Origin of the sequence: Sphingobium sp. B10D7B (assembly GCF_025961955.1) — a bacterium.
GTDB lineage: Bacteria > Pseudomonadota > Alphaproteobacteria > Sphingomonadales > Sphingomonadaceae > Sphingobium.
Genome location: NZ_JAOQOQ010000001.1, coordinates 1,367,349 through 1,392,686 on the forward strand (window position 1 = coordinate 1,367,349; position 25,338 = coordinate 1,392,686).

Here is a 25,338-nt window from a genome sequence, read left to right on the forward strand (position 1 = left end):
GCGTGTCCGATCAGGCCCTTGTGTTCTCCTCAGCAGACGCGCTTACCGATTTCGGTTCGGCCCTTGGTGCGAAGCTGCGGCCCGGCGATGTGATCACGCTCACCGGCGGGCTGGGCGCCGGCAAGACGACGCTCGCCCGCGGCCTGCTCAGGGGCCTTGGGCATGAAGGCGATGTGCCGAGCCCGACCTTCGCCATCCTGCAGGGCTATGAGCCGCCCGAGACGCGTCTGCCTGTGGGCCATGTCGATCTCTATCGCATCGAGGACACGGGCGATCTCAGCGAACTCGGGCTGGACGAATGGCTCGAAGATGGCGCGCTGGCGATCGAATGGCCCGCCCGGCTGGCGGGGCGCTACAATGCCATTGCCCTTGCCCTGCAGATCGACATTTTGGCGGACGGCACGCGCCGCTTGACAGCGCGGGTGCCGCGCGTTTGGGAGAGCCGATGGCCAGTCACATGATCCCGCCGCCAAGCGCGCGCCCGTTTCTCGATCAAGCCGGATGGGGAGGGGCCGAGATCCTGCCGCTTGCCGGTGACGCTTCGTTCCGGCGCTATTTTCGCGTGGTCGAGGGTGATCGTCGCGCCATTTTGATGGACGCCCCGCCGCCGCATGAAGATCCGCGCCCGTTCATCAGCGTGGGCGAGTGGCTGTGCGAAAGCGGATTCGCGGCGCCCGCCATATTGGCGCGGGATCTGACGCAGGGCCTCGTTCTGCTCGAGGATTTCGGCGATGCGCGGGTGCGCGAGCATCTCGACGCCGCGCCGGACGAGGAAATGGCGATCTACACCCGCGCCGTGGACCTCCTCGCCGATCTTCATGAGCAGCCGGCCCAGAGTGGCCTCGCGCCTTATGACCGCGCCGTCTACCAGCGCGAGGCAGCGCTGTTGACTGAATGGTTCGCCCCGGCAGCCGGGCTTGCGGTCGACGCGGCGGGCTACACCGCAGCATGGGACAAGGTTCTCCCCATTGCCGAGCAGGATGTGGCGCCGTTGGTGACTGTGCTGCGGGATTATCATGCCGAGAACATCATGCTGCTGCCGGACCATGCGCGCTCGCACGGGCTTGGCCTGCTGGACTTTCAGGACGCGCTGGCCGGCCACCCGGCCTATGACCTCGTCTCGCTCCTGCAGGATGCCCGGCGCGATGTGAGCCCCGCTGTGGAGCAGGCAATGCTGGCGCATTATCAGGCGCGCGCGAAAGCTTCGCCGGATTTCGAGGCGGCTTATGCCGTGCTGGGTGCTCAGCGCAATGCCAAGATCATCGGCATTTTCACGCGGCTGTGGAAGCGCGACGGAAAGCCGCGCTATCTCGATTTCCTGCCGCGCATGTGGGGGCTGCTGGAGCGCGATCTTGCCCATCCCGCGCTCGCGCCGGTGGCCGACTGGTTCGCGGAGAATGTGCCCGCCTCGGCGCGGGGCCAGCTGGATGCGGGGCAATCGGCGCAATGAGCACCACGCTTGAGACGGCGATGCTGATGGCCGCCGGCCTCGGCAAGCGGATGCGTCCGCTCACGGCCACAAGGCCCAAGCCACTGATCCGCGTCGCCGGCCAGCCGCTCATGGATCATGCGCTGGACCGTATCGAGGATGCGGGCATTCGCCGCACGGTGGTGAACGTGCATTATCTCGCCGCGCCCATCGAAGCGCATCTGGAGTCGCGCGCCCGGCGGACAGGCGCCAGCTATCCTGTCTCGGACGAGCGCGCTCGGCTGCTGGAGACCGGCGGCGGTCTGGTTAAGGCGCTGCCGCTGCTTGGCGACAAGCCGTTTCTCTGCGCGAACAGCGACAATCTGTGGATCAACGGGCCGTTCGACTCCATCCGTGCGCTGGCGGACCGCTGGGACGATGACGCGATGGACGCGCTGCTGCTGCTCATCCCGCACGCCCGCGCCACCGGTCATCGTGGCCTTGGCGATTTCCACATGGAGGCCAATGGTCGCCTGAGCCGGCGCAAGCCCGGCCGCGTGGCGCCGTTCGTCTTCACCGGCGTGCAAATCCTCTCGCCGCGCCTGGTGCGCGATCCGCCGGGCGAGGTCTTCTCGACCAATATTTTCTGGGACCGTGCGATCGAACAGGGCCGCGCCTTTGGCCTCAGCCATGGCGGCCAATGGTTCGATGTCGGCACCCCGCAGGCGATTCCGCTGGTCGAGGCTGGATTGGCCGATGGCTGAGCGCCGCGCGCCGGCCCTCTTTACCATCCCCGCTCACCGGGCATTTTCGGATGCGCTCGCCGCCGGGTTGCTCGCCCAGCATGGCCGGCGCGATGGCGGGCTGGCGCTGGCACGCGGGATCATATTGCTGCCGAACAATCGCGCGGTGCGGGCGGTGCGCGATGCGTTCGTGCGCGCCTCCGGCAACGGGTTGCTGCTGCCGAGGCTCGTGCCCATCGGCGATATCGATCTCGATGAAGCGCTGGGCAGCGCGCTCAGCCCGATCGGGGCGGAAGCGGATATCCCGCAAGCCATCGCGCCGGCCGAGCGGCTGATGATCCTCACGCGGCTGGTGATCGACCAGCGCGCGCGGCGGGGCGAGCGGCTTGAGACGGGCGAGGGCTGGCGACTGGCGACGGCGCTGGCGGCCGCTTTCGATCAGCTCACCGTCGAGCGCAAGGCGCTGGCCGATCTCAAGGCGTTGCAGCCCGATGACCTCTCGCACCACTGGCAAGCCGCGTTCAGCGATTTCGATGCATTGGCGGCCCAGTGGCAGCAGGAACTGGCCGCGCGCGGGCTGATCGACATGGCCGAGCGGCGCAATCGCCTGCTCGATCATGTTGCGGCCCGCTGGCGCGAGATGCCGCCGGAGCGCTTCGTGGTTGCCGCGGGTATCGTCACCAATGCGCCAGCCGTGGCGGGACTGCTCAAGACGGTCGCCGGCCTGCCGCGTGGTGCGGTGGTGCTGCCCGATCTCGACCAGAATCTCTCGGATGAGCAATGGGATGCGATCGGCCCCGTCGCGCGCCCTGAGCCGGGGCGCGATCTGCCGCCGCCCGCCAATGAATCGCACCCGCAATTTGCGCTCAAGCTGCTGCTGGAGCGGATGGATGCCCACCGCGCCGAGGTGGCGCTCTGGCGCTGGGGGAGCGAGCATGATGCCCGCGCCGCGCGCGGCAAGGCGATCAGCAACGCGCTGCTCCCGGCTTTGCTGACCGGCGGCTGGCCGGATGTGCCGACGGCGCAGCGCTCGCTCAAGGATGTCCGCGCCATCGAGGCGGCGAACCCGGCGGAGGAGGCGCAGGCCATCGCCATCGCCCTGCGCGAGGCGGTGGAGACGGAAGGGCGCACGGCCGCGCTCGTGACGCCGGATCGTGCGCTCGCGACGCGCGTGTCCGCGCATCTGCGCCGCTGGGGAATCGAGGCGGATGACAGCGCCGGCCGCCCTCTCTCCCAGCTTCCGCCCGGCACGCTGCTGCTGGCGCTCGTGCAGGCCGGGGCGGAACAGTTCGCGCCGGTGCCACTACTCGCCCTGCTCAAGCATCCGCTGGTGATGGCTGGTGACGAGCGGCTGGCATGGCTCGAATCCGTGCGCCGCCTCGATCTGGTGCTGCGCGGCCCCCGGCCGGCAGCGGGATTGGCCGGTGTGACTGCCTTGCTCGCGGAGAAGGGCGGCCGGCAGCAGGCGATGAGGGAATCGCTGCGGCCGTGGTGGGCGCAGGTCGTGGCACTGCTGGCGCCTCTGGAGGCCGCCTTTGCCGGAGAGCAGAGTCTGCCCGCCTTGTTCGCCGCCGTCCGCGAGACGGCCTCGGCCCTGACGGAGGAGCGCGCCTGGGCAGGTCATCAGGGTCATGCCGCCGCGCAATGCCTGGGCGATGCGGAAGCGGCCGCGCCGCAAGGGCCGGCGCGGGCGGATGGCGCCGGCTTCGTGGGGATGCTCGCGCAGATCCTCGGCGGGCAGGCCGTGCGTCCCCCGCAGGGCGGTCACCCGCGCCTGCAGATCCTGGGCTTGCTGGAAGCGCGGCTGCAGCAGGCCGATCTGATGATCCTCGCCGGACTCAATGAAGGCGTCTGGCCCGGCCTGCCATCGCCCGACCCTTGGCTCGCCCCGCGCATCCGCCGCGCGCTCAGCCTGCCGGGGCTGGATTATCGCATCGGTCTCTCCGCACATGATTTCGCCAATGGGCTAGGCGCGCCGCAGGTGATCCTCTCCCGCGCGCGGCGGGATGCCTCTGCGCCAACCATCGCCTCGCGCTTCTGGCTGCGGCTCAAGGCCATGACCGGCGCGCGCTGGGTCGAAGATGACAGGCTGATCGCGCTCGCGCGGGCCATCGACCGGCCCGATGCTCCGGCACCGGCCTATCGCGCGCCGGCGCCTCGCCCACGCGCCGACCTGCGCCCGCGCGAGATCGCCGTCACCGATGTCGATCGCTTGCGGGGCGATCCCTATGCCTTCTACGCCGCGCGCATTCTGCGTCTGGCGCCGCTGGACGTCGTGGATGCCGACCCCGGCCCGGCCTGGCGCGGCACCCGCGCGCATGATGTCCTCCAGCGCTGGATGGAAGAAGGCGGGCACGATCCCGCGCGGCTCTCCGCTCTGGCGCAAGAGATGATCGCGCAGGCGCAAGCCCATCCGCTGCTCAAGACGCTCTGGCAGCCGCGTTTACTGGCCGCGCTGGACTGGGTGGCGGGTGCCGTGCGCGATCAGGCCGGGCAGGGGCGCGAGGTGCTGTTCGGCGAGAAATGGGGCCGCATCGAGCGGGCGGGTGTGACGTTGCGCGGCAAGCCGGACCGGATCGACCGGTTCGCGGACGGCACACTGGCCATTGTCGATTACAAGAGCGGCGCGACCGCCTCGGTCAAGCAGGTCAAGGCCGGCTTCTCGCTCCAGCTCGGTTTGCTCGGGCTGATCGCGCAGGCCGGCGGCTTCGCCAAGGAAGCGGGCCTGGCCGCCGGATCGGATGTGAGCGCCTTTGAATATTGGAAGCTCGGTAAGGGCACGGATGGCAATTTCGGCTTCAAGCGTCCGTTGACCGACCCCAAGGGCAGCTACAAGCGGATCATGACGGCAGATTTCCTCGCAATGGTCGCCGGTTTCTTCGATGATGCCGCGACGCGCTGGCTGACCGGGGACGAGCCGTTCGCCGCACGCCCGCACAGCGATGCGCCGGTGTTCACCGACTTTGACCAGCTCATGCGGCTGGATGAGTGGTTCGCGCGGGATCGGCGGGCCGAGCCGCAGCGGGAGGTGAGCCATGGCTGAGGCGGGCGAACTCAACCGGCTGACGCACGAGCAGGCCAGCGCCTCGGACCCCGCTGCCCACCGTTGGGTGCGCGCCTCTGCCGGCACCGGCAAGACCGCCGTACTGTCGGCCCGCGTGCTGCGGCTGCTGCTGAGCGGTGTCGCGCCCGAGCGCATCTTGTGCCTGACCTTCACCAAGGCTGGCGCGGCGGAAATGGCCGAGCGCGTCCACAGCCGGCTTGCCCGCTGGGTGCAGGGGCAATCGGTCGATGTGGCGCGCGATCTCGTGGCGCTTGGCGAGGATCCGCGGCCGGAGGCGATCGCCCGCGCCCGCCTGCTGTTCGCGCGCGTGCTGGATGCGACCGGCGGCGGGCTGCGCATCCAGACCATCCACAGCTTCTGTCAGGCGCTCCTGGCTGCCTTCCCGCTGGAGGCCGGGCTGGTCCCCGGGTTCCGCCCGCTTGACGAGCGCGGGCAGGGCGAGCTGGCCCGCCGCGCGTTGATCGCGATGATCGAGGAGGCGGGGCAAGCGCAGGACGATCCGGTGCTGGCGGCGCTGGAGATGTTGGCCCTGCGGCTGGGCGAGGAAGGCACGCAGGCCTATCTTGCCCGGTGCGTGCCGACGGGCCGGGCGCTTGAGGCATTACCGGACGATCTCGAGTCGGCGTTGCTGGAATTTCTCGACCTGCCGGATGGCGACATCGACGCCCATTTGGCGGATCGCTGCGCCGAGGGCGTGTTTCCGGTGGCAGCGCTGCAGGCTGTTGCGCGGGCCAATGCGGGTTGGGGTGCCAAATCCGGCCTCGCATGCGCCGATATGATCGCCGCCTGGCTCAGCGGCTCCGAGGTCCAGCGCGCCGAGGGACTGGCGGACCTGCTCGGCGTGCTGCTCACCAAGGAAGGGGAGGTCAAGAACCGCACCAACAAGAACCTGCTGGAAGCCGAGCCGGATTATGTCGATCTCGCCGGCACCTGCGGCGCGGCGATCAAGGCCTTGCTCGATCTGCGCAAGCAAGCCGCTTTCGCGCGCACGGCGGCGCAGGGCCTGACGGCGGGCCGTGCTTATGCCCGCGCTTATGCCAAGGCCAAGCGGCAGGCCGGCGCGGTCGATTTCGATGATCTGATCGGCCGCGCGAGTGCGTTGCTCACCCAGCCGGGCATGGCGGACTGGATCCGCTACAAGCTCGATCAGCAGGTCGACCACATCCTCGTGGACGAGGCGCAGGACACCAACGACGCGCAGTGGGACATCGTCTGGTCCATCGTCGAGGAGTTCCTTGAGGTGGAGCCCGACGAGCAGGCGCGGCTGCGCACGCTATTCGTGGTGGGGGACACCAAGCAGGCGATCTTCGGCTTTCAGGGCACCAGTCCCGAGGCCTTTTCCAGCGCCCTGCAGCGTTTCCGCGAGGCAACCGAGCGCGTCGGCCACCCGTTCGCCGAGTTGCCGCTGGCCCGCAGCTTCCGCTCCATGCCGGCCGTGCTCGATGTCGTCGACGCCGTGCTGGATGCGGTTGGGCATGATCGCCTCGGGCTGGAGACGCCCTCCGCGCCGCATCAGGCCGCCCGCCAGCACCCCGGCGAGGTTCTGCTGCTCCCGCCGACCTCATTGCTGCCGAGCCAGAGCGACGAGGACGGCGAGGCCGACGAGTCCGCCGGCGACGGAGAGGAAGACTGGCTGGCCGATCACCAGCGTCGCCACGCCGAAAAGATCGCGCGGCTGGTCAAGAGCATGATCGGCACGCCGCTGGCTACTCAGGGCCGCCCGGCGCGTGCTGGCGACGTGCTGATCCTGCTCCGCAGCCGCAGCGCGCTCTCCCGCCTCATCGTCGCGCGGCTGTATGAGGCGGGCGTGCCGGTAGCCGGCGTGGACCGGTTGCGGCTCCAGGCCCCGCTCGCCGTGCGCGATCTGCTGGCGGCCCTGCGCTTTGCGGTGCAGCCCGAGGACGATCTCAACCTCGCCAATCTGCTGGTCTCGCCGCTCATCGGCTGGACGCAGGATGAATTGCTGGCGCGCGCGGTCCCGCGCGAGGGCTCGCTGTGGAGCCACCTGCGCGCGACGCTGGCGGCGGAGCTTCAGGCCCCGTTGCGCACGCTGCTGGGGCAGGCGGATTTCACGACGCCCTATCGCTATCTCGAGGCCATCCTCTCCGGCGCAATGGACGGACGGCGCAAGCTGATCGCCCGGCTCGGCGAGGAGGCGCGCGATGCCATTGACGAGCTGCTCAATGCCGCCCTGGGCTTCGAGGCGGACGATCATCCCTCGCTGCAGCGGTTCATCGACTGGTTCGACCGTGGCGACGCGGACATCAAGCGCGAACTGGGCGAGGGCGGTGACATGGTGCGGGTGATGACCGTGCATGGCGCCAAGGGGCTGGAGGCGCCCATCGTCATTCTGGCCGATGCCGCCTTTGATCCCAGCCAGCGCCCGCGCGCCGACGCCGTGAGCCTGCCGGTGACCGAGGCCGCCCGCTTGCCGCTCATCCGCCCCGCCAAGGGCGAAGCCGCGCCGGCGATCGAACAAGCTATGCAATCCGCTGAGCGGCTCGACATGGAGGAGCATTGGCGCTTGCTCTATGTCGGCCTCACGCGCGCAGAAGAGCGGCTGATCGTCACCGGATCGCTCGGCAGCCGGGCCAAGGGGGAGCCGCCCAGGGAAAGCTGGTATCAGGCCGTCGATCTGGCGATGCGGACGCTCGGGGCTGCCGATGCGGAGGTGCCCGACTGGGGCAAGGCCCTGCGCTGGTCCGGCCCGGCGGGTCTTGCCCCAGCCAAGCCCAAGAAGGTACGCGAGTCAGACGCCAGCAGCGCAGAGCCCGCGCTGCCCGCCTGGCTGCGCGCACCGGCGCCGCAGGAAGCACGGCCGCCGCGTCCGCTGTCTCCTTCCGCGCTGGTCGAGGATGATGTGCCCAATCCGCCGCCGGATGGCGCCATGCGTGCGGCTGCAGAGCGGGGCCGGCAGCTCCACGCGCTGTTCGAGCGTTTGCCGGATCTGCCCGCCGCCGAGCGCTCTGCCGCCGCCTCGCGCTGGCTGGAGCGGGCCGGCGTGGCCGACGCCGGGATGCGCACCGACCTGCTCGCGCATGTCAGCGCCGTGCTGGACGATCCCGACCATGCTGCACTGTTCGGCCCGGATGCGCTGGCAGAAGCGCCCATCGCGGCCGTCGTAGCCGGGCAGGTGATCGCGGGAACGGTGGACCGGCTGCTGGTGACGGATGACCTCGTTCATATTGTTGATTTCAAGACCGGGCGGCATGTCCCTGACAATGCAGTGGATTTGCCCGTAACCCATGTCCGCCAGATGGCGGCCTATGCCGCTGCGCTGGCCGAGATTTTTTCGGGTCGTCCGCAACGGGTCAGCCTGCTCTACACGGCCGCGCCCCGGCTCATCGATCTGCCGCCAGCCCTGCTTGCCGCGCACAAGCCCGGCTTGCTGGCACAGGAGCACAAGTTGGGCAGCACCGACCTTGAGGCCGACGCTTCGGCAACCTAGATAGACGTTCGATAGAAGGAGTTTCGACGATGGCTACCAAGGCAATTTCCGACGCCAGCTTCCATGAGGACGTGATTGCGTCCGACAAGCCCGTTCTGGTCGATTTCTGGGCGGAATGGTGCGGCCCGTGCAAGATGATCGGACCCGCTCTGGAGGAAATCAGCGAGGAGTTGGGCGAGAAGGTGACCATCGCCAAGCTCAATATCGACGATCATCCCGACGCGCCGACTCGCTATGGCGTGCGCGGCATCCCCACGATGATCCTATTCAAGAATGGCGCGCCGGCCGCGACCAAGGTTGGTGCCGCCCCCAAGAGCGCGCTTAAGGGCTGGATCGAAGGCGAGCTGTAAGGCAATCGCCCACCATTGGCGGTGAGCCAAAGAAAGGGCGCCAAATGGCGCCCTTTTTCTTTCATTTATCGTTATAAAACAGCACGTTATATCGGTTATTGATTAACCGTACAGAACCGCTGCCGCACGATCCCACAGAGCCGGAGACGCCGCCGCAAGCAGGCCGCGGCCCGGATCGGCCGCCAGCCGATAGGGTGAGCCATCGGGGCGCGCGACACGGCCACCCGCTTCGTTGACGAACAGCGCCCCGGGGGCGTGGTCCCAAGGCAAGGTGCGCTCGAACGCAGCGAGATCATGCACGCCCAGCACGATGCGGGGATATTGTTCCCCGGCGCAGCGCGGAATGTCGGCAATGGCGAACTGGCCTTCGACGCGGTCGATCATCGCCTGCCGGTCGGCGGGGTTCAGGAACAGCACGGACAGTCCGGCAACCGGGATATCCGCACCGCTCTCCCTGGCCTCGACCCGTTCGCCATCGATCCACGCCCCCTGTCCGAGCGAGGCCTCGCACAGGCGCCCGGTCAGCGGATCGAGGATCCAGCCCGCCTGGATCACGCCGGCATCGGCCAGCGCGACCATGATGGCAAAGGGCGGCTTTCCGGAAGCGAAATTCGCTGTCCCATCAATGGGATCGATCACCCAGTTGAGACCGGTTTCGAGCTTTGCCGTGAGGCCGGGATCGGCCGCGCAGGCTTCTTCGCCGACCAGGCCCGCCTCGGGCAGGATGCGGCTCAGCCCTTCATTGAGGCGCAACTCGGCTTCGCGGTCGGCAATGGTCACCAGCTCGCCGACCGTCTTTTCCTCCACCTCGTGATTGGCGAGGTTCTGGTAGCGCTGCAGGACGACGTCGCGCGCGACATCGCGCAGGAGCGCGCTCACGGCGCTGCTGAGGCTGTTCATGAGGCTTAGCTCCGGTAATCGGCGTTGATCGAGATGTAGCCATGGGTGAGATCGCAGGTCCACACGGTCGCACTACCCGTTCCCAGCCCCAGATCGACGCCGATGCGGACATCCTGCCCCTTGAGATGCGCTGCCACCGGGGCTTCGTCATAACTGTCCACGGCAAGCCCATCCTGCGCCACCCATTTGTCGGCGAAGCGGATTGCCAGCTTGTCGCGATCCGCCGGCTCGCCGGCCTTGCCGACCGCCATGACCACGCGGCCCCAATTGGCATCTTCTCCGGCGATTGCCGTCTTCACCAGCGGGGAATTGGCGATGGAGAGTCCGATGCGCCGGGCGCTCTCGTCGCTGACGGCACCGGTCACCTCCACCTCGATGAACTTTTGCGCCCCTTCGCCATCACGCACCACCAGCTGCGCGAGCTGGGTGCAGATGTCATTGAGCGCTGCCTGAAACGCGTCGGCGCCGGCATCGTCCATGCTCGTGAGGGGGGCGTTGCCGGCCTTGCCGGTCGCGAAGAGCAGCACGGTGTCGCTGGTGGAGGTGTCGCCATCCACGGTGATGCACGAGAAGCTGCGCCGGTTGGCGGCGCTCAGCATCTGCTGGAGCAAATCGGGCGCGATGGCGGCATCGGTGAAGATATAGCCCAGCATCGTCGCCATATCAGGCGCGATCATGCCCGAGCCCTTGATGATGCCGGAGAGGCGGACGGTCTGGTCGCCGATCACCGCGCTTGTCGTCGCACCTTTCGCAAAAGTGTCGGTGGTGCCGATGGTCTCGGCCGCCTGCTCCCAGGTGCAGGGCGTAGCGGCCAGTGCCGCCTCGACGCCAGCGCGGGCCTTGTCGCGGGGCAGGGGCACGCCGATCACCCCGGTCGAGCTCACAAACACGTCGCTGGCGGCGCAACCCAGGTGCCCGCCGACCTGATCGCGAATCTGGTCCACGGCTTCGCGCCCCCGAAAACCGGTGAAGGCGTTGCTGTTTCCGGCATTGACGATCAATGCGCGCGCCTTGCCCTGCGCGGCGCTTTCGCGGCCAAGCTCGACCTCGGTCGAGCAGCAGACATTCCGGGTGAAGACGCCGGCCACAGCCGTGCCTTCCGCCAGTTCCACATAAGTGAGGTCGTAGCGATCCCACTGCTTGTACCGGGCACGGGCGACGCGCGGGGTCACACCGGCAATATCCGGGAGGGCGGGGAAGGGGCGAGCGAGAGGCGATTGATCAGTCATGCCGCGCGATTAGCGCAAGATGGGGCAGGGGCCAATGCTTCTGGTGCGGCTATCGATGAAGCGTACCCGGCCTGTTGCGTTGTGACGCACCGCCCGGGCATGATGCTGGAACGGAGATGGGGGCATGAACCGCAAATCGCAGGATTTTATATTGGCGCTCGTCGGTGTGACCGGCCTTGGGGCCTTGCTGCTATGGGCTGGGAAAACCGTGCAGATCGACGTTGATTATGCAGGGCATTTCGAGCGAGCCGAGGCGGCGTTCGGCGCCTTGGCGGAAGCTGTGGTCCTCGGCGTGCCCGAAACGATCGAGGACGACTTTGCGCATGTCGAGGTTCCGCCGCCTTATGATCCGGCAAAAGATGCCCTGAAAGCGCCAGCAACGCGGGCGAGGCTGCAGGGAGCCGTGCCAGCCGTCGACTATCCTCTCCTCGCCCGCCGTAACGGCTGGGAAGGCGCGACCATCATCCATTTCACCGTCGATGAGACCGGCCAGCCTTTCGATTGCAGGCTGGTGGAAAGCAGCGGTCATGATGTGCTGGACAAGGCCTCATGCAAGATGATCACGACGCGTGCCCGGTACACGCCGGCGCGCGATGCGCTGGGTCAGCCCGTGATGAGCGGCTTTAATCAGCGTATCCTCTGGCGGCTTGAGGAATGATGCGGCGCGAGGGGCGGCCAAAAAAAGCGCCCGGGTCTCCCCGGGCGCTCATCTCTCCGACTGGTGAGAGAGGGTTGAAACGGATCAGGCGGCGTTCTTGTCGCTTGAGAGGTCGATGACCTCGCCCTTGCCGTTAATGGCGATCTTGCGCGGCTTCATCGCGTCCGGCACCTCGCGGACCAGCTCTACGATGAGCAGGCCGTCGGCGAGGTCGGCGCGCTCGACGCGCACGAAGTCGGCCAGCTCGAACCGGCGCTCGAAGCTGCGGTTCGCGATGCCGAGGTGAAGATAATTGGCGCGCTCGCTCTCCGCGACCTCAGCCTTGCGGCCAGTGATCTGGAGCAGGTTCTGCTGCGCCGTGATGTCGATTTCCTCCGCCTTGAAACCGGCGACGGCGACCGTCACGCGATAGCGATCCTCATCGAGGCGCTCGATGTTATAGGGCGGATAATTGTCCGTCTGCTGCAGGCGCGCGCTGTTCTCGATAAGGTCGAACAGGCGATCGAAGCCGACAGTGGAGCGGCGATAGGGAGTCAAATCAAAGCCACGCATAATCAAATCCTCCATTGGAGCGTGTTTGAACTGCGATGCCAGGCCCGAAGTCGGCGCCCGGTGCATCAGCCGATCCCCATCATGGGCGACCGGACAGGGCAGAGATATGCGCGCGCCATGCCCTTTCAAGAGGGGCAGGTGAGGCGACTGATCATGATTTTTGCACAGCCAAGCGGTGCCGCTCGCGCTGACATCATCCGGCAACAATCCGGTGCTAGGCGTGCAGGGAAGATCGCCACAAAGACTAAGCGCCCAGATCGTTGCCGATCCGGGCGCCCGTGGACGATTAATCGTCTCCCCCTTTGGCGTCGCTTCCGCTCACCTGTCCGGCCCCCTCAAGCGAGTCAGGCGGGATGCGACATCCCTGAACCACGGCCTGCTATGATTGCCTGTGTTTCGCCGCTGACGCTAGGATGACGCACGGCGGCTGTCATCAGGCAAGTTGCGACGCTACGAAATTGTTAAGCACCCTGTGCCATATCCGCAACAGGCGCGCCATGCCCCCGGTCAGGCCGCAGGGCCTTGCCACTCCCTCCCCCGCACCATAGAGGTGCGCAGACTGTCCCCCCGCGAGGCTTCTGCCCCTGCCATGATCCTCAATCGTTACGAACGCATGATCGCCCGGCGCTACCTGCTGCCTGGCAAGGGCGAGGGATTCATCTTCCTCGTCGCCTCCATCAGCCTCGTCGCGGTGATGCTGGGCGTGGGCGCGCTGATCGTGGTGATGAGCGTGATGAACGGCTTCCGCGCCGAGCTGTTCGACAAGATCGTGGGTTTGAACGGCCATGCGGTGGTTCAGGGCTATGGCGGGCGGCTGGACAATTGGGAGGAGATCGCGCGGCAGTCGCGAGCCACGCCTGGTGTGACCAGCGCGACGCCGCTGATCGAGCAGCCGCTGCTGGCGACGTTCAACGGCCGGGTTGAAGCGGCCCTGATTCGCGGCATGACGGAAGCCGATATTCACGACAATGCGTCGCTCTCCGGCAAGGTGCTGGCAGGCTCGCTCAAGGATGTGCGTGCCGGCAGCGGCAAGGTGGCGATCGGCTCCCGCCTGGCCGAGGCGCTTGGCGTGGGCGTTGGCCAGTCAATCAGCGTCATCAATCCGGCCGGGCGCTCGACGCCCTTCGGCACGGTGCCGCGCCAGCTCCCCTATGAGATCGGCGCCATCTTCGAAATCGGCATCTATGATTATGACAAGGCGTTCGTGATCATGCCGATGCAGGATGCGCAGACGCTGCTGCTGATGGGCGACAAGGTCGGCATGGTCGAGCTGCAGACGGAAGATCCGGACCGCGTCGGCGAGATCCTGGCGCCGCTGACCAAGCAGGTGGCAACCCAGGGCCAGGTGATCGACTGGCGACAGATGAATGCCAGCCTGTTCGAGGCACTGCAGGTGGACCGCGTGGTCTCCTTCGTCATCCTCTCGCTGATCATTCTGGTCGCGGTGTTCAACATTCTCTCCTCCCTGATCATGCTGGTCCGCGCCAAGACGCGGGACATCGCGATCCTGCGCACGATGGGCGCGACGCGCGCCAGCCTGTTGCGGATTTTCGTGACGGTGGGCGTGACCATCGGCACTCTCGGCACTGGCGCGGGGCTTGTCCTCGGCTCGGTGATCCTGTTCTTCCGCCAGGGCATTGTCGATGGCGTGCAGATGCTCACCGGCCAGCAGCTCTGGGACCCGTCGATCCGCTTCCTGACCTCGCTGCCGTCCAAGCCCGATCCGGTCGAGATCGGCGCGATCTGCATTATGGCGGTGGGCTTCAGCTTCCTCGCCACGCTTTACCCGGCCTTCAAGGCTGCTAATACCGACCCCGTACAGGTGCTGCGCTATGAGTGAGGTGCTCTCCGTTCACAGCCTGTCGCGCAGCTTCACGCAGGGCGGCGCCAAGATCGACGTGCTGCGCGGCGTGGACCTGAACGTTCAGGCCGGCGAGATCGTAGCGCTGCTCGGCCCGTCCGGCTCCGGCAAGTCGACCATGCTGCAGGCGATCGGGCTGCTGGAGGGCGGCTTTGGCGGCTCGATCCGCCTCTGCGGCGTCGAAGTTGCAAGCGAAGGTAATGATGGCCGCACGACGCTGCGGCGGGAGAAGCTCGGCTTCGTCTATCAGTTCCATCATCTGCTGCCCGATTTCAGCGCGGTCGAGAATGTCATCCTGCCGCAATTGATCCTGGGCAAGAGAAAGGCTGAGGCGCGGGCCCGGGCGGAAAGCCTGCTCACCAGCCTCGGTCTCGGGCATCGGCTGGAGCATAAGCCGAGCCAGCTTTCCGGCGGCGAGCAGCAGCGCGTCGCGGTGGCGCGTGCGCTCGCCAATCGACCGGCGCTGGTGCTGGCCGATGAGCCGACCGGCAATCTGGATGAGCGTACGGCCGATGTGGTGCTGGACGAATTCATCCGTCTGGTCCGCGAGCAGGGCTCAGCCGCGCTCATCGCAACGCATAATGAGCGGCTGGCGGCGCGGATGGACCGGATCGTTCGGCTGCATGACGGGTTTCTCGATTAGCGATTTGTGCCGGCGCGCCATGGTGGCCGGCGGCACGCGACAGGAGACGACTCATGGCAACCATCGTGATCGCCGGCGCCAATCGGGGCATCGGCCTGGAACTGGCGCGGCAATATGCGCAGGACGGGCATGATGTGATCCGCGCCATGCGCGGCGAAGACCGGGCCGACCCCATCTTCGGCACCACCATGGCGCTGGATGTGGCGGATGCCCAATCGGTCAGCAAGTTCGCTGCGGCGCTCGATGGCAGGCCGGTCGACCTGCTGCTTGCCAATGCCGGAGTGATCGGCCCCGAGCGTCAGAGCAGCACGGACATGGACTTCGATGGCTTCCTGCACACGCTCGATGTGAACGTGCTCGGGCCGTTGCGGGTGATCCAGGCACTGCTGCCCAATTTGCGCAAAGCGGCTCATCCGCGCGTGGCGGTGACCTCCAGCCGCATGGGGTCGATGGCCGCGCCGCAGTCGGGCCATCTCGCCTATCGTGCCTCCAAGGCGGCGGTCAACAAGGTCGTCCAGTGCCTCGCCGCCGATCTGGCAGGCGAGGGGATTGCGGTGGCCTCCCTCCACCCCGGCTGGGTGCGCACCGATATGGGTGGCCCCGGCGCGGACATCGACGTCGAGACCAGCGCGGCGGGGCTGCGGCAGGTGCTCGATGGCCTGAGCATGGCGAACACGGGCCGCTTCTGGGCCTATGATGGCGAAGTGCTGGACTGGTAATCGCCGACGCTTTCAGCCTCGCGCCTGAACCGCTCAGGCGCAGCCTATTTTTGAACGGATCGGCGCCTGATTAGCGCCCCAGGCCTTTCAGCTTGGCCATGTCGATGGCAGCGACGGCGGCCTTCAATTCGTCGATGCTGCCCGCGTCGCCCTCTGCCTCGACCATGAAGCGCTTGTCGACCGTGGTTGCGAACGATCCGTTGCCGGCGCCGCGGTCCCACCGCTCGATGACCATATTGTCGTCCACCGTCGTGGTGCGCTCGTAGCTGTCGCCATCCTCACGGTTGGATTCAACGCCCATGGCGCTCGCCATGCCGGCAATCGCGCCCATCGCCGCCATATCGGAGACCTTGAGGGTGAAGCGCTTGCCACCTGCCTCATAGCTTGCCTCGGCCTGGCTGGTGGGGCCGGCCTTGACGCTGCTGATCGCCGTGCGCTGATAGACACCGATGCTGGCAGGCAGGAGCGCCTGCAATTGCGCCGGCGCGACGGCTTCACGGGTCTGCGCGGCTTCCATGTCGCGCGCTGCCTGCTCGATCTTGCCGGTATCGATGTTGCCGACGCCGGGCAGGGTAATCGTATCGCCATCTTCGGTCGTCACCGTGCCGCCGCCCAGGCTTCCCGAGGGCGAGAAGCCGAAGGTGCGGCCCACCGTGGCGGTGATCGCGCCGATGACGATATAGATCACCAGCACGCACAGCACCGTCACGATCGTGTAGGTCAGCGCCTTCTCGGGCGGCACTTTCATCAGCGGGGCCGCGCCGACAAAGAAGAGATAGAAAGAATAGAGGCCGAGAATTCCAAGGAAGCTGAGTGACGGCACGATACTGAAGATGCCGGCTAGCCAACTGGCCGTCATCGAATAGGCGACGAGCTTGAAGGCGTTGCGAGAACTGCCGACGCCGCCGAATTTGGGCGCGAGCTTGTTGGCGATGAAGCTGATGAGGAACAGGCTGACCAGCGCCAGAATGAAGCTCGTCACCGCCATGGAGAGGCCGCCCATCAGCGACGGGCGATAGCTGAAGCCGAACGCGCCGAAGCCGAAGAGCTGGCCGCCGACGAAGGCCGCGATCGGGCTGATCGCCGCCAGTGGCAGGGCGTAGTTGGTGAAGATGTCACCGCTCGGCGTCGTCTCCGCCGCAATCACCGGCCATTCCGTCTTGGGCGTGAGAATGATCGCCTTCGCGCGTTCCATGAGCGATGGCGCCGTGCCACCCGTCGGTTCGATGTCCATAATCCCGTCCCCTGTTTCTGCGACTCATTGAACCATCTTGGGTCCGGGGCGCAAGTCCTTGCAAGATCGGGCGTTCAGGGGGATTGCGGGGATGACCCAGTGCTGGCGGTCTCAGTGGTGCAAAGCCTGTGGGTAACTTGCGCGCGGCCCTTTCCAGATGGGCGCCAAGGCCCCATAACAGCGGTCATGCCGCACCAGCCCTATGTTCCGCTTCGTAACCTGTCGGCCTACACCCTGCTGGAAGGCGCGATTGCGCCCAAGCAGCTTGCCGCGCGGGCCAAGGAGCTGGGCTTTCCTGCCGCCGCGCTAACCGATCGGAACGGCCTCTATGCGGCCATGGCCTTCTCGGATGCGGCGGCGAAGGCCGGCGTGCAGCCAATCATCGGCACGACGCTCGCGGTGGCGCGCCCCGGCCGGCCGGATAATGCACCGGTGCAGATCGACTGGCTTGTCCTGCTAGCGCAGGATGATGTCGGCTACGGCAATCTCTGCGCGCTGGCGAGCCGCGCCCATGTCGAACGCCCTGAAATGGAGGAGGCGCATGTCTCCTTCGAGGCGCTGGAGCGCCATGCCGATGGGCTCATCTGCCTGACGGCCAGCGGCGAAGGCGCACTCGCCCGGTTGCTGGCGGAAGGCCTGCCGGAGGAAGCCGGTCGCTATCTGGGCCGGCTCTCCGCCCTCTTCGGCGATCGCCTCTATATCGAGCTGTCCCGCACGGACGATGCGATCATGGCGGCGGCGGAAGACGCGCTGATCGACCTCGCTTATGCGCGCAATCTGCCGCTCGTCGCCACCAATCCTGCCTGTTATGCCGATGCCGGCTTCCATCCGGCGCATGACGTGCTGCTCTGCATCGCCAACAGCAGCTATGTGGAGAGCGACGACCGCCCGAAAAGCTCGCCGCAAAGCTGGATGAAGCCGGCCGATGCGATGCAGCAGTTGTTCGCTGATCTGCCGGAAGCCATCGCCAACACCCTCGTCGTGGCACAGCGCTGCGCGGTGATGGCGCCCAAGCGCAAGCCGATCCTGCCCAGCCTTGCTGGCGACCGCGACGGTGAGGAGGCGCAGTTGCGCGTCGATGCGACGGCGGGTCTGGTCGGGCGCCTGCGCAAGATCCAACAGCACACGCATGGCGAGGCGGCGGCCGAGCTTGATGAAGCCGCGCTGCGGGAGAGCTATCCGGACTATTTCACCCGGCTCGATTTCGAGCTGGATATCATCATCCAGATGGGCTTTCCCGGCTACTTCCTGATCGTGGCCGACTTCATCAAGTGGGCCAAGGCGCAGGATATTCCGGTGGGGCCGGGGCGTGGTTCGGGCGCTGGCTCGGTCGTCGCCTGGGCGCTGACGATCACCGATCTCGATCCGCTGGCCCTGGGCCTGCTGTTCGAGCGCTTCCTCAATCCAGAGCGCGTCTCGATGCCGGACTTCGACATCGACTTCTGCGAAACCCGGCGTGGCGAAGTCATTCGCTACGTGCAGGGCAAATATGGCCATGATCAGGTCGCGCAGATCATCACCTTCGGTACGTTGAAGGCGCGCGCGGCGCTCAAGGATACCGGCCGCGTGCTGCAGATGGGCTATAATCAGGTCGATCGGCTGGCCAAGCTGGTTCCCAATCACCCCACCGACCCATGGACGCTGGAGCGAACGATGAACGGCTCCGCCGAGTTCGTGGCCGAATATAAGGCGGACGGGCAGATCAAGCGGCTGGTCGATCAGGCGATGATGCTGGAAGGCCTGCCGCGCAACAGCTCCACCCACGCCGCCGGCGTCGTGATCGGTGACCGTCCGTTGTCGGAGCTGATCCCGCTCTACCGTGATCCGAAGTCCGACATGCCGGTGACCCAGTTCGACATGAAATATGTCGAGAGCGCGGGACTCGTGAAGTTCGACTTTCTGGGCCTCAAGACCCTCTCGGTGCTCCAGCGCGCGGTCAAGCTGCTCGCCAAGCGCGGCGTTAGCGTCGATCTGGAAGGGCTGAGCTGGGACGATGCGAAGGTCTACGATCTGCTCAAGCGCGGCGACACGGTCGGCGTATTCCAGCTGGAATCCGAGGGCATGCGCAAGACGCTCGCCGCGGTGAAACCGACCAATTTCGGCGACATCATCGCGCTCGTCTCGCTCTACCGGCCCGGCCCGATGGACAATATCCCGCTCTTCGGACGCCGTAAGAATGGCGAGGAGGCGATTGAATATCCGCACGATTTGCTCGAGCCGATCCTGAACGAGACCTACGGCATCTTCGTCTATCAGGAACAGGTGATGCAGGCCGCGCAGATCCTTGCCGGCTACTCGCTCGGCGGCGCCGATCTGCTGCGCCGCGCCATGGGCAAGAAGGTGAAGGCGGAGATGGACGCCCAGCGCGCGACCTTCGTCGAAGGCTGCAAGGCGCACAACCAGATCGACAAGAAGAAGGCCAACGAGCTGTTCGACTTGATCGACAAGTTCGCCGGCTATGGCTTCAACAAGAGCCACGCGGCCGCCTACGCGTTGCTCGCCTATCAGACCGCGTGGCTCAAGGCGCATTATCCGGCCGAATTCTACGCCGCCTCCATGGCCTTCGATATCCACCAGACGGACAAGCTGACCGTGTTCGTGGATGATATGCGCCGCATGGGGCTGACCTGCCTGCCGCCGGACATCAACGTCAGCGAGGCCGATTTCTCGGTGGAACCGGACCCGGAGGACGCCAGCCGCCATGCGGTGCGCTATGCGCTGGGCGGCCTCAAGGGCGTGGGCGAGAAGGCGATGGAGACGCTGGTCGAGGAGCGGGTCCGGGGCGGCGCGTTCCGCGATCTCGATGATCTCGCCGGACGGATCGAGCCGCGCCTGCTCAATCGTCGGCAGCTTGAGAGTCTGGCGGCGGCGGGCGCCTTCGACAGCCTGGGTCTGGACCGCGCGGTGGTCCATGCCGCGGCCGAGGCGCTGCTGGCGGTTGCCGCCAAAGCCGCCGAGCAGCGCGAGAGCGGGCAGGGCGGTTTGTTCGGCGGGGAGGATGTTTCCCATGCGGATGTGCCGCTGCCGGATGTGAAATGGGCCGCCGTCGAGCGCATGGCGCAGGAGAAGGAGGCGTTCGGCTTCTATTTCTCGGCACACCCCGTGGACCGCTATCGCATCCTCGCGCGCGGCAAGGGCGTGCGCAGCTATGCGGAGCTGTGCGGCCAGTCGGATGGCATTGGCGGCGGCGACCGAACCGGCGCGATGATGGCGGGGCTGATCGAGGATATACGCTGGCGCGAGACCAAGCGCGGCGCCCGCTATGCCTCGGCGACCTTCTCGGATTCAAGCGGGCAGTTCCAGGCCAGTTGCTTCGATGAGGAAAGCTGCAAGCTGCTGGCAACCCTGCACGAGAGCAACGAGTGCGCCCTGCTGACCGTGGAGCTGGATCGCCAGCCCGGTGAGGAGACCCCGCGCGTCACCGTGCGCAACGTCCAGTCCTTCGCGCGCCTCGCGGGCACGGCGCGAATGCGGATGGTCATTTCCGTCGAGGAGCCCGGCGCTATTCCTTCGCTCCGGCAGATGCTGGGCGAACGGCGCGGCGCGCGCTCGACGGTGGAGCTGGACGCGGCGCTACCCGATGGCGGGCGGGCGCGGGTCATCCTCGGCGAGGATTTCCAGCTCGATGCCGAGCTTGGCGAGCGGGTCGAAACGGTGCGCGGTGTGACCAAGGTGGTGCTCGCTCAGCACGGGCCACAGCTGGCGCTGGTCGCCTCCCGCTAGACCGTGCCTGAGGCGCGACGTGCTGCACTGCACCGCGCGGGAGCGCGAACCAACGCGGCTTTCCTCGCCTCGTGAGCACAATTGAACGCAGCGCTATTGTGCGTTTGCGAAATGTTAACCATCGCAGCGGCGGGGGTGCCATCCCGTTCATCGGGTGGCGCCGGGGGCGACTCTTAGGACTTGGGAGTTACCGATGAAAACTATGTACAAACTGCCGCTTGTCACAGCGGCGCTCATGGCCGGAGCCGCCTTGGCGGCACCATCACAGGCCGCAATCATCAGCTTCGATGGTCTCTCCGGATCGGGTGATCCGTTCACCAGCTACACGCAGGATGGGTTTACCTTCGCCAATGTGCTGGGGTCTTCCGTGGTCGATACCGGCTCGGGTAATAGCGCGCCCAGCGTCGGCTTTGGCGGCGGGACGGCGCTCAGCCTGTTCGATCTGACAGCGGGCGGCGCAAGCTTCACGCTCGATAGCTTCGATCTGGCAACCGTGGACAGCAACCTGCTCTACAGCGTGACCGGCTTTGCGGGTCAGGTGCCGGTGTTCAGCCTGCTCTCGACCTTCTCCGGAGATTTCTCCACCATCGCCGGCGCCAGTAATCTGGTCGATCGGGTCGTCTTCGGCTTCGTCGTCGGTGGCGCTTCGGCGAACATCGACAATATTGCCGTAAACGGAACCAACGCTCCGCCGGTGCCCGAGCCGGCTGTCTGGGCCATGCTGGTCATCGGCTTCGGCGCGGTTGGCTACACGTTGCGGGGCCGCAAGGCGACGATGCGCGTGTCCTTCAACTGATCTGACATAGCCGAAGGGCGGTCTGTTCATCGCAGCATGCTGAACAGATCGCCCTGATCGGACGGCGGCACGAACAGATCGCGCCGCAGCGCAAGGCGGCCCTTGCCAAGGCCATGGCGTGCCTGAGCGACACGGAAGCGCGTGCCGATCAGCTCCGCATAAGCCCCGGACCCACGCATGCGCGTGCCGAAATTGGGATCATTGTCGCGCCCGCCGCGCATCGACTGAATGAGGCTCATCACCTTGGCGGCCCGGTCCGGATAATGCGCATCGAGCCAGTCCCGGAACAGCGGCGCGACCTCGAAGGGCAGTCGCACCGGAATAAACGAGACCGATTTCGCGCCCGCCTCTGCGGCCGCCGCGACAAGTGCTTCGATCTCATGATCGTTGATGGCCGGGATCATTGGCGACAGGCTTGCGTGGGTCGGCACCCCCGCCTGGGAGAGCCCGCGGATCGCCGCGAGCCGGCTGGCCGGCGAGGGCGCGCGCGGTTCCAGCTTGCGGTGCAGCCCGGCATCCAGTGTCGTCACCGAAATCGCCACCGCGACAAGCCCCTGCGCCGCCATCGACCCCAGCAGATCGAGATCCCGCAACACCCGGTTGGATTTGGTGGTGATCATCAGCGGATGGCGGCAGTCGGCCAGCACCTCGATGCACGCCCGCGTGATGCGATACCGCGCCTCGATGGGCTGATAGGGGTCGGTGTTCGTCCCCATCGCAATGGTCTTCACCACATAAGCGCGCCTGGCGAGTTCCTGCCGCAGCAGCCTGGCCGCGTCCGGCTTGGCGAACAACCGGCTCTCGAAGTCCAGCCCCGGCGAGAGATCGAACCGTGCATGGCTCGGCCGCGCAAAGCAATAAATGCACCCATGTTCGCAGCCCCGATAGGCATTCACCGATTGTTCAAAGCCAATGTCAGGGGAATTGTTGCGGGTGATGATCGTGCGCGCCTGCTCCAGCGTCACGGTGGTGAGCAGGGGTGGCGCCTGGTCCTCCTCGTCCGCCAATCGCGCATCCAGCCAGTCTCCATCCACCTCGCGCGCGGGCAGGTGGAAACGGCTCGATACTTGATTGGCCGGGGCGCCGCGCCCCTTGATCGCAGTCATGCCTCAATAGAACATATGAAGAACATATCTTCAATAGGCTTTGCGGTGTGGCGATGTCGGCTTCATCGCGATAAGGCCGTGGCCGTAACGAGCAAATGGGGACGACGATGAAGACGACCGCTTGGATTTCGGCTGCAGCATGTGCGCTTCTGATGATGGCGGCGCCCGCTCATGCGGCCGATGAGGAACCGTGCGGCAAGGGGCTCATCTGCGCCAATGCGCCCGAGACGGTGGTGAAGGCGATCCAGGACGCCGGCTACAAGGCCAGCCTGAGCAAGAGCGAGTCGAGCGGCAACCCGATGATCACCAGCGCGGCGAGCGGCTACAACTTCAACATCTATTTCTACGAATGCGAGGATGGCAAGGACTGCGCCTCGCTCCACTTCTCGACCAGCTTCGTGGACGACGGCAAGAACACGCCAGAGCTCGCCAATTTGTGGAACCGCAAGAACCGGTTCAGCCAGATGGCGGTGGACGAGGATGGCTCGCTCGACCTGACTTATGACGTGACGACCTATGGGGGCCTGACCCAGCGCAATTTCGCCGATGTCGTAGACTGGTGGCAGACGATGCTCGGCGCCCTCAACAGCTTCTTCCGCGAGCAGGGCCATATCGAGTGACGGGCTTGCGCTTGTGAGGCGGGGGCGATAGGTTCTCATTTCGTTCCTGTTTTGCCGCGAGTTGCCGTGACCGTCGAAAGCCTCGTTCTTAGTCTGATTCTTCTGCTGGTCGGGCTTGCCGCTGGCTGGCTGATGCGCGCCCGCATGGCTGCGCCGGTTGAGGCTGAGCGCAAGGCTCTCGCCGACCGACTCGCCACCCTTGAGGATATGCGCAACGCCGCGCTGCGCGACCTCGCGGTGGCGGCGAGCCGGGCGGAAGAGACCGACGCCTTGCGCGCGAAACTGGAGGACACCGATCGCGCGCGGGACGAGGCCGAACGGATGCTCGCAGCGGTGCAGGCCGATCAGAAGGCGCGGATGGAGGGCTTCGAGGCCCAAATTCGCGCGCTGGGTGAGGCGCGCGAGCAATTGTCTGCGCAGTTCAGTGAGACCGCCGGCAAGTTGCTGAACGAGGCGCAGCGCATGCTCATCGAGCGAGCCGACCAGCGCTTCCATCAGGCTCATGAGAAGAGCGAGGCGAGCCTCAAGGCGCTGTTGCAGCCCGTCGAGACGACGCTCAAGCGCTATGAGGAAGGCCTCGGCAAGGTCGAGAAGGAGCGGGTGGATAGCTACGCCGCGCTCCGCGAGGCCGTTGAGCAGGTTCGGCTGGGCAGCGCCGAGGCGCGGGTCGAGACGGCGCGACTGGTGAATGCGCTGCGCTCCAGCCCCAAGGCGCGCGGGCGCTGGGGCGAGCAGCAATTGCGTAACGTGCTGGAAATGGCGGGGCTCAGCCAGTTCGCCGATTTCCGCTCGGAGGTCTCCGTCGACACCGCCGACGGCCGGCTGCGCCCGGACGTGATTGTGCGTCTGCCCGGGGGGCGGCAACTCATCATAGACGCCAAATGCTCGCTCAACGCCTATCTGGAAGCGGTCGACGCTGTGGACGAGGTGGTGCGGGTCGGGCATCTCAAGGCCCATGCCGGCGCGATCCGCAACCACGCGCAGCAGCTTGGCGCCAAGGATTACTGGACGCGCTTCGGCGATGCGGCGGACTATGTCGTCATGTTCATCCCCGGCGAGCACTTCCTCGCGGCGGCGCTGGAGCAGGATGACGGCCTGTGGGAATGGGCCTTCGAGAAGCGTGTGCTGCTCGCCACGCCGACCAATCTGGTCGCCATTGCGCGCACGGTCGCAAGCGTCTGGCGGCAGGAGAAAATGGCCGAACAGACCCAGCAGATCGCGGCCCTCGGCAAGGAGATGTATGAGCGGCTGGCAAAGGCAACAGAACATCTCGCTGCGCTCGGGAAAAGCCTCAATGGCTCAGTTACTCACTACAACAAGTTCGTCTCCAGCTTCGAGAACCGCGTGCTGGTCACCGGGCGCCGTTTCAAGGATCTGAGTGTCGAAACCGGATCGCGGGAGATCGACGCGATCGAGCCGGTCGAGGCGCTTGGGCGGTTACCTGCACCGGCACCGGGCGAGAGTGCCCCTCAGGAGGCCGATGCGATGGCCGACGAGCGAGTCACAGGGCGCGCGGACTAACGCCGTTCGACCAGGTGGCCTTCCGCAAGCGAAGCCAGCACGATGTCGCGCACAGCGTGCAGATCCTCGACGATGTGGGCGCACAGGCCCTGCATTTCCGCTGTAGGTGCCATCAGATCCGGCACCATCACCGTCATCATGCCTGCCGCGGCTGCCGAGCGCACGCCATTGTGGGAATCCTCAAGGGCAAGGCAATCGGCCGGCGAGACGCCCAGCCGATCGGCGGCGAGGAGATAGGGATCGGGCGCCGGTTTTCCCGCCTGATAATCGCCAAACGCCACGACATGCATGAACCGATCCGCCAAACCATGATGCGCCAGATGATGCCGGACCTGCTCATGGCCGGAGGATGTCGCGATCGCGCGGGGCAACCCCGCCGCATCGAGCACATCGAGCAGCGCTTCCACACCGGGCTTGAGCGGCAAATCCCGCGCCACGAACTGGTCGAAATGGGCCCGCACGCGATGCCGAAAATCATCGGCCGGAAAATCGCCGCCGAAATGGTCGAGCAACTGCTGGCGCGCCGTCGGCCATGGGCATCCCAATGTGGCATTGAACAGCGCTTCGGTGATCGCATGGCCGCCCTCATCGCGGGCGGCAAACATCGCCGCGCGATAGAGCGTCTCGGTGTCGAACAGCACGCCGTCCATATCGAACACCACGGCTTTTGGGGGTCGGTCCAGCTTCATGCCCGCCTCATAGGCAGAGAGCAGGCGGGTTGAAAGCGCTGCGGTCTCACCGCCCTTCCAAGGCGCGCAAAAGC

General features: G+C 66.4%; 20 protein-coding genes. 14 read left to right on the top strand and 6 right to left on the bottom strand.

Annotation, left to right across the window (positions count from 1 at the left end; genetic code table 11):
- Positions 1-2: 2 nt before the first annotated feature.
- From tsaE to trxA, 6 genes are read left to right on the top strand one after another with little or no spacing between them, the layout of a single operon-like run.
- Positions 3-461 carry a tRNA (adenosine(37)-N6)-threonylcarbamoyltransferase complex ATPase subunit type 1 TsaE gene (gene tsaE, locus M2331_RS06435; RefSeq protein WP_413716068.1) on the top strand — a complete coding sequence of 153 codons (459 nt, stop codon included), beginning with the start codon at positions 3-5 and terminating at the stop codon, positions 459-461.
- The gene (locus M2331_RS06440; protein WP_181561399.1) at positions 458-1,450 is read left to right on the top strand and encodes an aminoglycoside phosphotransferase family protein; all 993 of its coding nucleotides are present in this window, start codon (positions 458-460) and stop codon (positions 1,448-1,450) included. Before tsaE ends, M2331_RS06440 begins: the two co-directional genes overlap by 4 nt.
- On the top strand, positions 1,447-2,172 hold the full coding sequence (locus M2331_RS06445; RefSeq protein ID WP_181559511.1) for a nucleotidyltransferase family protein: 726 nt from the start codon (positions 1,447-1,449) through the stop codon (positions 2,170-2,172). Before M2331_RS06440 ends, M2331_RS06445 begins: the two co-directional genes overlap by 4 nt.
- Entirely contained in the window at positions 2,165-5,194 is a 3,030-nt protein-coding gene (gene addB, locus M2331_RS06450; protein ID WP_181559512.1) for a double-strand break repair protein AddB, read from the top strand. Before M2331_RS06445 ends, addB begins: the two co-directional genes overlap by 8 nt.
- Positions 5,187-8,663 (top strand): double-strand break repair helicase AddA, encoded by a 3,477-nt coding sequence (gene addA / locus M2331_RS06455; RefSeq protein ID WP_181559513.1) that lies wholly within the window; start codon positions 5,187-5,189, stop codon positions 8,661-8,663. The genes addB and addA overlap by 8 nt, the downstream gene beginning before the upstream one ends.
- A gap of 29 nt (positions 8,664-8,692) precedes the next feature.
- Positions 8,693-9,013 (top strand): thioredoxin, encoded by a 321-nt coding sequence (gene trxA, locus M2331_RS06460; RefSeq protein ID WP_181559514.1) that lies wholly within the window; start codon positions 8,693-8,695, stop codon positions 9,011-9,013.
- A gap of 102 nt (positions 9,014-9,115) precedes the next feature.
- Here the strand turns inward: trxA and M2331_RS06465 are convergent, their stop codons facing one another.
- Positions 9,116-9,913, bottom strand: coding sequence for an inositol monophosphatase family protein (locus tag M2331_RS06465; protein WP_181559515.1), 798 nt, complete (start codon positions 9,911-9,913; stop codon positions 9,116-9,118).
- A 5-nt stretch (positions 9,914-9,918) separates the two neighbouring features.
- The gene (gene argJ, locus M2331_RS06470) at positions 9,919-11,142 is read right to left on the bottom strand and encodes a bifunctional glutamate N-acetyltransferase/amino-acid acetyltransferase ArgJ (RefSeq protein ID WP_181559516.1); all 1,224 of its coding nucleotides are present in this window, start codon (positions 11,140-11,142) and stop codon (positions 9,919-9,921) included.
- A gap of 124 nt (positions 11,143-11,266) precedes the next feature.
- Between argJ and M2331_RS06475 the strand changes: the two genes are divergently transcribed.
- Complete coding sequence (locus M2331_RS06475; RefSeq protein ID WP_181559517.1) at positions 11,267-11,800, top strand: energy transducer TonB; 534 nt, start codon at positions 11,267-11,269, stop codon at positions 11,798-11,800.
- Between the two features lie 84 nt (positions 11,801-11,884).
- Here M2331_RS06475 and M2331_RS06480 read toward each other — a convergent pair whose 3' ends face one another.
- Positions 11,885-12,352: an Hsp20 family protein gene (locus tag M2331_RS06480; RefSeq protein WP_181559518.1), complete on the bottom strand. Its 468-nt coding sequence runs from the start codon at positions 12,350-12,352 to the stop codon at positions 11,885-11,887.
- 589 nt (positions 12,353-12,941) lie between these two features.
- Here M2331_RS06480 and M2331_RS06485 point away from each other — a divergent pair.
- The 3 genes from M2331_RS06485 to M2331_RS06495 are packed head-to-tail and all read left to right on the top strand — an operon-like array spanning position 12,942 to position 15,575.
- A complete protein-coding gene (locus M2331_RS06485) occupies positions 12,942-14,192 on the top strand; it encodes a lipoprotein-releasing ABC transporter permease subunit (RefSeq protein WP_181559519.1) in 1,251 nt (416 codons plus the stop codon).
- Complete coding sequence (locus M2331_RS06490) at positions 14,185-14,856, top strand: ABC transporter ATP-binding protein (protein ID WP_181559520.1); 672 nt, start codon at positions 14,185-14,187, stop codon at positions 14,854-14,856. Before M2331_RS06485 ends, M2331_RS06490 begins: the two co-directional genes overlap by 8 nt.
- A 53-nt stretch (positions 14,857-14,909) precedes the next feature.
- Complete coding sequence (locus M2331_RS06495) at positions 14,910-15,575, top strand: SDR family oxidoreductase (protein WP_181559521.1); 666 nt, start codon at positions 14,910-14,912, stop codon at positions 15,573-15,575.
- A 70-nt stretch (positions 15,576-15,645) separates the two neighbouring features.
- Here M2331_RS06495 and M2331_RS06500 read toward each other — a convergent pair whose 3' ends face one another.
- Positions 15,646-16,809, bottom strand: coding sequence for a Yip1 family protein (locus M2331_RS06500; RefSeq protein ID WP_181559522.1), 1,164 nt, complete (start codon positions 16,807-16,809; stop codon positions 15,646-15,648).
- A 186-nt stretch (positions 16,810-16,995) separates the two neighbouring features.
- Between M2331_RS06500 and dnaE the strand changes: the two genes are divergently transcribed.
- Entirely contained in the window at positions 16,996-20,532 is a 3,537-nt protein-coding gene (dnaE, locus tag M2331_RS06505) for a DNA polymerase III subunit alpha (RefSeq protein ID WP_181559523.1), read from the top strand.
- A gap of 193 nt (positions 20,533-20,725) precedes the next feature.
- Entirely contained in the window at positions 20,726-21,328 is a 603-nt protein-coding gene (locus tag M2331_RS06510; RefSeq protein ID WP_181559524.1) for a PEPxxWA-CTERM sorting domain-containing protein, read from the top strand.
- A gap of 26 nt (positions 21,329-21,354) precedes the next feature.
- On the opposite strand, the gene M2331_RS06515 is transcribed toward M2331_RS06510, so the two are convergent.
- Entirely contained in the window at positions 21,355-22,434 is a 1,080-nt protein-coding gene (locus M2331_RS06515; RefSeq protein ID WP_181559525.1) for a PA0069 family radical SAM protein, read from the bottom strand.
- 107 nt (positions 22,435-22,541) lie between these two features.
- On the opposite strand from M2331_RS06515, the gene M2331_RS06520 reads away from it, so the two are divergent.
- Both M2331_RS06520 and rmuC read left to right on the top strand, forming a co-directional pair.
- Positions 22,542-23,054 (top strand): YbjN domain-containing protein, encoded by a 513-nt coding sequence (locus tag M2331_RS06520; protein ID WP_264592315.1) that lies wholly within the window; start codon positions 22,542-22,544, stop codon positions 23,052-23,054.
- 66 nt (positions 23,055-23,120) lie between these two features.
- Positions 23,121-24,575 carry a DNA recombination protein RmuC gene (gene rmuC / locus M2331_RS06525; RefSeq protein ID WP_264592316.1) on the top strand — a complete coding sequence of 485 codons (1,455 nt, stop codon included), beginning with the start codon at positions 23,121-23,123 and terminating at the stop codon, positions 24,573-24,575.
- Here rmuC and M2331_RS06530 read toward each other — a convergent pair.
- Positions 24,572-25,264, bottom strand: a complete 693-nt coding sequence (locus M2331_RS06530) for an HAD family hydrolase (protein ID WP_181559526.1) — start codon at positions 25,262-25,264, stop codon at positions 24,572-24,574. The two genes, rmuC and M2331_RS06530, sit on opposite strands and share 4 nt — an antisense overlap.
- Positions 25,265-25,338: the final 74 nt, after the last annotated feature.